The sequence below is a fragment of the Streptomyces sp. SID4985 genome (assembly GCF_009863025.1).
GTDB lineage: Bacteria > Actinomycetota > Actinomycetes > Streptomycetales > Streptomycetaceae > Streptomyces.
Genome location: NZ_WWIR01000664.1, coordinates 1 through 6,423 on the forward strand (window position 1 = coordinate 1; position 6,423 = coordinate 6,423).

The window sequence follows — 6,423 nt, forward strand, 5'->3', positions numbered from 1 at the left end:
GGCGGAGTGGTCGGCCGGGGCGGCGTCGGTGTCTCCGGCTTCCCCGGCGTCTCCGGCGTCCGCGTCGGCGATGGGGGCCTCGGGGGCGTCGTCGTTCTCCGGGGTGTCCGTGGCCGGGGTGTCCTGGCCCTCCGGGGCGGTGTCCGACTCCCCGTCCGTCGTCGCGGCCGGGGTCTCCTCGGACGTGGCTTCACCGGTCACGTCGCCAGTGCCCTCGGGGGTGTCGGCGGTGTCGGCCGCCCGAGCCTCCTCGTCGGCCCCCTCGGCGCCCTGCTCCGGCCGCTCCTCCGCCGCCGTACGCTCCTCGATCTCCCGCTTCAGGGCGGCGGCGGAGAACCGCATCGTCGCCCCGCTCTCCAGGTCGCCGTTGTCCGGCTCGGGCTCCGAGGGAACCTGGCCCGGCTGGTGCTGACCCTGCTGCGGTTCGAATCCGGCGGGAAGTCCCGGAACCGGCGCGGGAGTTCCCGCCGGGGGAGTGTGCGGCGCGTACGGGGCGCCGGGTCCGGAGGCGGGAGTGTGCGGCGCGAAGGGCACACCCGGAGCAGCTGGAGTACCCGGAGTACCCGGCGCGGGGGGCACCGGTGGCGTCGGACCCGCCACCGGGGAGACCGGAGAAGCCGGGGAGACCGGGGAAGCCGGAGTGGCCGGGACGAACGGCGGCGGCACAGGCCCCGGACCCGTCGGCACACCCGCCCCGTCGGACCCCCCGGAGGAGGCACCCGTACCCCCGCCCCCGCCGGAGGACGCGTTCTGCGTGTACCAGGCGGGAGGGGCGTAGTCGATGGTGAACTCGCCCGTGTTCTCGGCGGCCGACTCCGCGTCGGGCTGGTCGTCGTCGGGTGTGGCCCAGCCCCCGCGCATACCGTCCCGATCGCTGCTCACAGTTCCTCCTGAAGTGGTCGGGCACCCTCAAACGCGTGCGGGGGCCGACCAAGTCGTGTCGTTCAAGTCGTCCGTAGTCGTGCCGGGCAGGGCCGTCCGCCGGTCCTCCCCGGGGACGACGCCCCGCCCGCGGGTCCGGCATCGCGCCCGCTCCCAGCCTAATCACCACAGGCCCCGCGCAGGCAGGCCCGCCCACCCCCCGAAACGCCATCGACGTCCCGCGCGGGCGCCACGAACGCCACGCCGCCGGGCCCAACCACCCGGGAAATAAAGGGGCAAACAACCGGTCACGCGACAAAACCCCGGACGTCCTTCGTTGCACGAAAGGCGAACAAAGCGGACAAGAAAGGTCGTTCAGTCCATGCGGCGCGGGTTGCCCAACAATCCGATCTCGGCGTCGGTCGGCTGGGTGAGCACGTACTGCCGGTCGCGATCCGTACACCAGAGGGTGACACCGTCGGGCAGCCCCGGCAGCGACTCCACCTCGGTCCGGGACAGCCCCATCGCGCGGCCCAGCTCGGCCGCCTCGTCCGGCGAGACCCGCTGGATACCGGTGAGCCGCGCCTGGCGCAGCAACCGGGGCGCCACCGGGCTCAGATACGGCAGCAGCGTCACCACCGACTGCCAGGGCCCCGCCACCACGCGCCCGCGCGGCGGCCGCATCCCGCAGTCCCGCACCACCAGCACCGGCGTGCCCGCCGAGGCGCCCTGCGGGGGCACCCGGCCGACCTCGTACACGGCGAGGCCGTTCTGCCCGCCGCCCATGGCGTGCACCATCTGCATCCAGGACTGCGGGCGGCCGGTCTCCACCGCCACCCGCGCACCCGTCGCCGCCGTGCGCAGCGCCAGCACCTGCGCCGTCCACAGGCCGCCGATCAGCACCACGTCGTACGGCGTGGGCCGGTTGATGCCCAGCACCGCGGGGCGGCCCTCGGCGTCCACGCCGGCCACCACGCCGTCGTCCCCGATGGGCAGCGCCAGCGCGTCCAGTTGGTCGCCGGGCAGGGTGTGCCAGGCGTGCCGGGGGCCGATCAGACCGAGGCCCTGGCGCAGCAGTTCACCGGCCCGGCGCAGTCCCCGGGCCCCGCTCTCGTCGGAGTCCGGAGCGGCGGCGGTCGTCCGTGTGGTCGTCATCGAGCGCCTCCGAGGGGCAGCGTGGCCAGCATTCCCGGCAGCTGTTCGCGGTCCAGCCGGGCCAGACCGGCCCCGGCGTGCCGGGCCGCGCCCTCCAACGAGCGGCGCGCGGCCACCAGTTCGTCGTCGCTACGGCCGGTCACCCGCAGATGCCCGGACAGCGACACCTCCTGCCGCTCACCGCGCGCCAGCGTGAGGCTGAACGTCGTCGCCAGGGCCGGGGTCGCCGTCACCAGGGCGAGGAACTGCGGCAGCGACTCGCCCCGCGCGCCGCCCAGTTGGGGCCAGCGCCTGATCCAGTACGTGGTGTGCCGCCGGTTGTCGCAGCGCCAGTTGCGCCCCGACTCCTCCGTACGCCGCTCGCGCCGCTCGCCGCGTCCTGCCTCCGCCGTGACCAGCGGGTTGGCGCAGGCCGAGGTGGCGAGGGCGGTGATCAGCTCCTCCTCGTCCAGGATCGTGGCCCGGAAGCCCGCCCCGGTCAGCCTGCTCGCGAGATGGTCGGCCACGCGCGCCACGCACTTCTGCGCGCCGGTCAGGCCGCCCCCGCGCGCCGCCACCGCCTCCGCGCACAGCTCGGGGTCGAGCTTCAGCGCGACCCAGGTGATGCGCACCGCCGGGGCGCCCGTCTGCTCCTGGAGCGGAAGGTAGTTGGCGACGGCGACCGACTGCTGGGGCAGATGCAGTGCGGGCGCTGGCTGGGTGTGCAGCACCACCTGGGCGGACTCCAGACGGATGTCGTCCACCTCCAGGGCGTCGCGCACCAGGGAGACCGGCAGCGGCTGCCGGTTCCGCTCGGCCCGCAGCGCCGTGGCGTCGGCCTCCACCTGGAGCACGGCGGTCAGGAACGTGCCGTCCCCGGCCATGCCGACCGGGCGGCGGTCCCGTCCCCCGTACGAGTAAGTCCGCAGCGCGGGCTCGCACTCGAGCGCGGGCACCAGCGCGGGTTCCGTGCCGGGCGGGATCGGCGTGTTCGCGGCGTGCCGTCTGCGCGCCTTCAACTCCCGTGCCGTGGCCAGCCATTCGGGCAGCGAGCGGCCGCGCCGCCGGACGAACGCCAGGGCGATCAGCGCCAGCGCGACCACGCCCGCGGGCGCCAGGGCCAGCGGGCCTATCACCCAGCCGACCAGCAGGATCGCCGCCGCGATCTCCACCAGCACGAGTCGTTGCAAACGAAACGAACCCGCGCGGCCCGGCCGGTGTCCCAGGCCGAGCGTGACGGCCTGCGACGACGTACCGGACCGGCCGGACGCCTGCCGGGGCGCCGGTGCGGACCCGGACCCGCCGGGCCGCGCCGCCGACCGGCCGCGCAGCCGTGTCCGCGTTCCCGAAGCCATCACTCCATCCCCCCGATTTGCTCACAACTCGCTGGAACCAGGCGCCCGCACAAGGCCCTTGAGGGCCCAGGTACCCTACCCGCTCCGCAGGACTCGCCCCGCACCAGGCATAGTAGGGGCCGGGTCCGACAACGGAGGGCGGGGGAGAGCGGTCCCCGGGCGCGCTCCACGTGAGACACGGGGAGAAACGGGCACAGATGGCATCTCGGCGGGACCAACTCAACGCCTACACCTTCGCGAAGCGCCGCATGCTCGCGTCCTTCGTCCGGTCGGCGCCGGACGCCTCCGACGAGGGGGCGCCGAGCCCGCTGCGCGCGGTGCTGCCCGGCGCGATCGCCGCGGCGGTCGTGGTCGCGGCCTTCGGCGCCTGGGGCATGTTCAAACCGACCGCGCCGAAAGGCTGGGACGCCCCCGGCCAGAAGGTGATCATCGCCAGCAAGTCCACCACCCGGTACGTGGTGCTGAAGACCAAGGACAAGGTCCAGCTCCACCCGGTGCTCAACATGGCCTCCGCCAAGCTCGTGCTCAACACCCAGAGCGACGTGGACGTCGTCACCGTGGACGAGTCGATCCTCGACAACGGCAAGATCCCGCACGGCGTCACCATCGGCATCCCCTACGCCCCCGACCGGCTGCCCTCCGGCAAGGAGGCGAGCGGCGCCAAGCGCTGGGTGGTGTGCGAACGCCCCAGCGGCAACGGCGACTCCATCCAGAAGGCCGCCTTCGTCCTCGCCGCCCGCGACCAGCACCGCACCGAGGGCACCGAGAAACTCCACGGCGGCCAGCTGCTCTACGTCGCCACCTCCGACGGGACCCGCTACGTGGTCGACGCGCAGGGCTGGGCGTACCGCGTGGACGCCGCCGACGCCCTGCTGCTGCGCACCCTGGTCGGCCCGGACCGCGTACCCGAGCGCGTCACCAAGGAGTGGATCGAGACCTTGCACCAGGGTTCCCCGATCCGCTTCCCGAAGGTCGACGGCGTCCCCGGGGCACCGGCCCGCGCGGGCGGCCGGCTCGACGCCGGCGCCGACCGCGTCGGCATGGTGCTCAGGACCCCCGTCAACGGCCAGGAGCGGTACTACGTGGTGCTGCCCGGCCGTATCGCCCCCGTCTCCGACTTCGTCGCCAAGCTCCTGCTCGCCAGCGAGGACCTCGTGAAGCTCGGCCAGACCGGCCACGAGCTGGAGGTCAGCCCCGGCGCGGTGGAGGAGGGCAGCCCCTTCGCCACCGAGTACAAGTGGCCCGTCCACGAGCCGAAGGCGGTCAACGAGGCGTCCACCGCCCCCGGCAGCCGCAACACCGTCTGCAACGTGCTGCGCCACGTCTCCGGCGGCGGCGAGACCACCCTGAGCACCTGGGCGGGCGGCGACTTCCCGGCCGTCCTCGCCACCGGCTCCTCCAGCGCCTACGTCACCGCGGGCTCCGGCCAGCTCTACCGCCAGTACCAGGGCAAGGAGACCTCCGTCGGACCGGTCTTCCTGGTCACCGACACCGGCCTGCGCTACGCCCTCCAGTCCAACGACGACAGCGCGGGCGACGACGCCGGGATCGGCATCTCGGCCGAGCAGCGCCAGCAGCTCCAGCGGGAGGCCAAGCTGGCGCAGACCCACCTCGGCTATGCCGACGTGAAGCCCGCGCCGGTGCCCGTCGCCTGGTCCGAGTTCCTGCCGACGGGCCCCCGGCTCTCGACGGCCGGCGCGCGCCAGCCGCAGGGTTCTTGAGGGACGGCCCGATGACACGCTCTGGAGCTTCTCTGTTTACCCGCACCGGCGTGGCCGCCGCTCTCGCCGTGGGCGGCGGGCTGCTGACGGCCCCGCCAGCGGCCGCCGACTCCGGCACCGACCAGTGCACCTTCAGCAAGACCAACCACGTGTACTCCGGGACGCCCTGGGCCCTCCAGCGCGTCATCCTGGACGACCTGTGGAGCCGCTCCAAGGGCCGGGGCGTCCGCGTGGCCGTCATCGACACCGGCGTCGACACGGCGAACCCGCAGCTCAAGCAGGCGGTGAACGCCTCCCTCGGGACCAACCTCCTGCCGCCCAAGGACGACAAGGGCCAGCCCATCGACAGCGGCCGGAAGGACGGCACCACCGACACCGTCGGCCACGGCACGCGCGTCGCGGGCATCATCGCCGCCCGCCCGATGAAGGGCACCGGCTTCGTCGGCCTTGCCCCCGAGGCCACGATCATCCCGATCAAGCAGAACGACGCGGAGGGCAACGGTACGGCCGCGACACTGGCGCGGGCGATCCGCCACGCGACGGCCAAGCAGGCCCAGGTCATCAACATCTCCCAGGACACCGTGAAGCCGGTGCCCCAGGACGCCGACCTGCTCGCGGCCGTCAACGACGCCATCGCCCACAAGATCGTGGTCGTCGCCTCGGCGGGCAACGACGGCCTCGGCGGCAACGTCAAGAAGACCTACCCCGCCTCTTTCCCCGGCGTCCTCGCCGTCGCCGCCTCCGACCGCAACAACGAACGCGCCGCCTTCTCCCAGTCGGGCGACTTCGTCGGCGTCGCCGCCCCCGGCGTCGACATGATCTCCACCGTCCCCCAGGGCGGCCACTGCTCCGACAACGGCACGAGCTTCTCGGCGCCGTACGTGGCGGGCGTAGCGGCGTTGATCAAGTCCCGCCACCCCGACTGGACCTCCCGCGAGGTCATCGCCCAGATCGAACAGACCGCTGAACGCTCCATCCCCGGCCACGACCGCCTCGTCGGCTGGGGCGTGGTCGACCCCGTCCGAGCCCTGACGGACGACGACCACCCGATCGAGACCCCCCACCCCGACCCCGTCCTCACCCACGCCGAACCCCCCACCCCCGCCAAACTCACCCTCGGCGAAACCCCCCAGGAACGAAACGCCCGCCTGGCCACGTACGTGGCGATCGGCGCGGGGGTGCTGGTCGCGGGACTCACGGGGGCGGGGGTGGCGGTACGGGACGCTCGGCGGCGGCGCGGGCGGCTCTAGGGGGTGTCTCGCCGATCACGCCGGGCTCGCGGCGTCTGGCACCGCACCTCGCCGCGTTGTCGTCACTCGCCGATGCTCCGCATCGACTCCCTCCTCCGCCTT

At 73.8% G+C, this 6,423-nt stretch carries 5 protein-coding genes; 2 read left to right on the top strand and 3 right to left on the bottom strand.

Annotated features, from left to right (window positions below):
- From GTW40_RS28835 to eccE, 3 genes are all read right to left on the bottom strand, one after another.
- On the bottom strand, window positions 1–882 hold an 882-nt coding region (locus tag GTW40_RS28835), incomplete at its 3' end, for an SCO5717 family growth-regulating ATPase (protein WP_343245814.1).
- A gap of 354 nt (window positions 883–1,236) precedes the next feature.
- Window positions 1,237–2,016, bottom strand: coding sequence for a hypothetical protein (locus GTW40_RS28840; RefSeq protein WP_161183076.1), 780 nt, complete (start codon window positions 2,014–2,016; stop codon window positions 1,237–1,239).
- On the bottom strand, window positions 2,013–3,350 hold the full coding sequence (gene eccE, locus GTW40_RS28845) for a type VII secretion protein EccE (RefSeq protein ID WP_202486550.1): 1,338 nt from the start codon (window positions 3,348–3,350) through the stop codon (window positions 2,013–2,015). Before eccE ends, GTW40_RS28840 begins: the two co-directional genes overlap by 4 nt.
- Before the next feature lie 197 nt (window positions 3,351–3,547).
- On the opposite strand from eccE, the gene eccB reads away from it, so the two are divergent.
- Window positions 3,548–5,071, top strand: coding sequence for a type VII secretion protein EccB (gene eccB / locus GTW40_RS28850; protein ID WP_161183078.1), 1,524 nt, complete (start codon window positions 3,548–3,550; stop codon window positions 5,069–5,071).
- 11 nt (window positions 5,072–5,082) lie between these two features.
- Window positions 5,083–6,321, top strand: coding sequence for a type VII secretion-associated serine protease mycosin (gene mycP, locus GTW40_RS28855; RefSeq protein ID WP_161183079.1), 1,239 nt, complete (start codon window positions 5,083–5,085; stop codon window positions 6,319–6,321).
- Window positions 6,322–6,423 lie beyond the last annotated feature (102 nt).

Bases quoted from the DNA above. Each gene is read 5' to 3' on its own strand.
- GTW40_RS28840 (WP_161183076.1), bottom strand. From the start codon at position 2,016: ATGACGACCACACGGACGACCGCCGCCGCTCCGGACTCCGACGAGAGC.
- eccE (WP_202486550.1), bottom strand. From the start codon at position 3,350: ATGGCTTCGGGAACGCGGACACGGCTGCGCGGCCGGTCGGCGGCGCGG.
- eccB (WP_161183078.1), top strand. From the start codon at position 3,548: ATGGCATCTCGGCGGGACCAACTCAACGCCTACACCTTCGCGAAGCGC.
- mycP (WP_161183079.1), top strand. From the start codon at position 5,083: ATGACACGCTCTGGAGCTTCTCTGTTTACCCGCACCGGCGTGGCCGCC.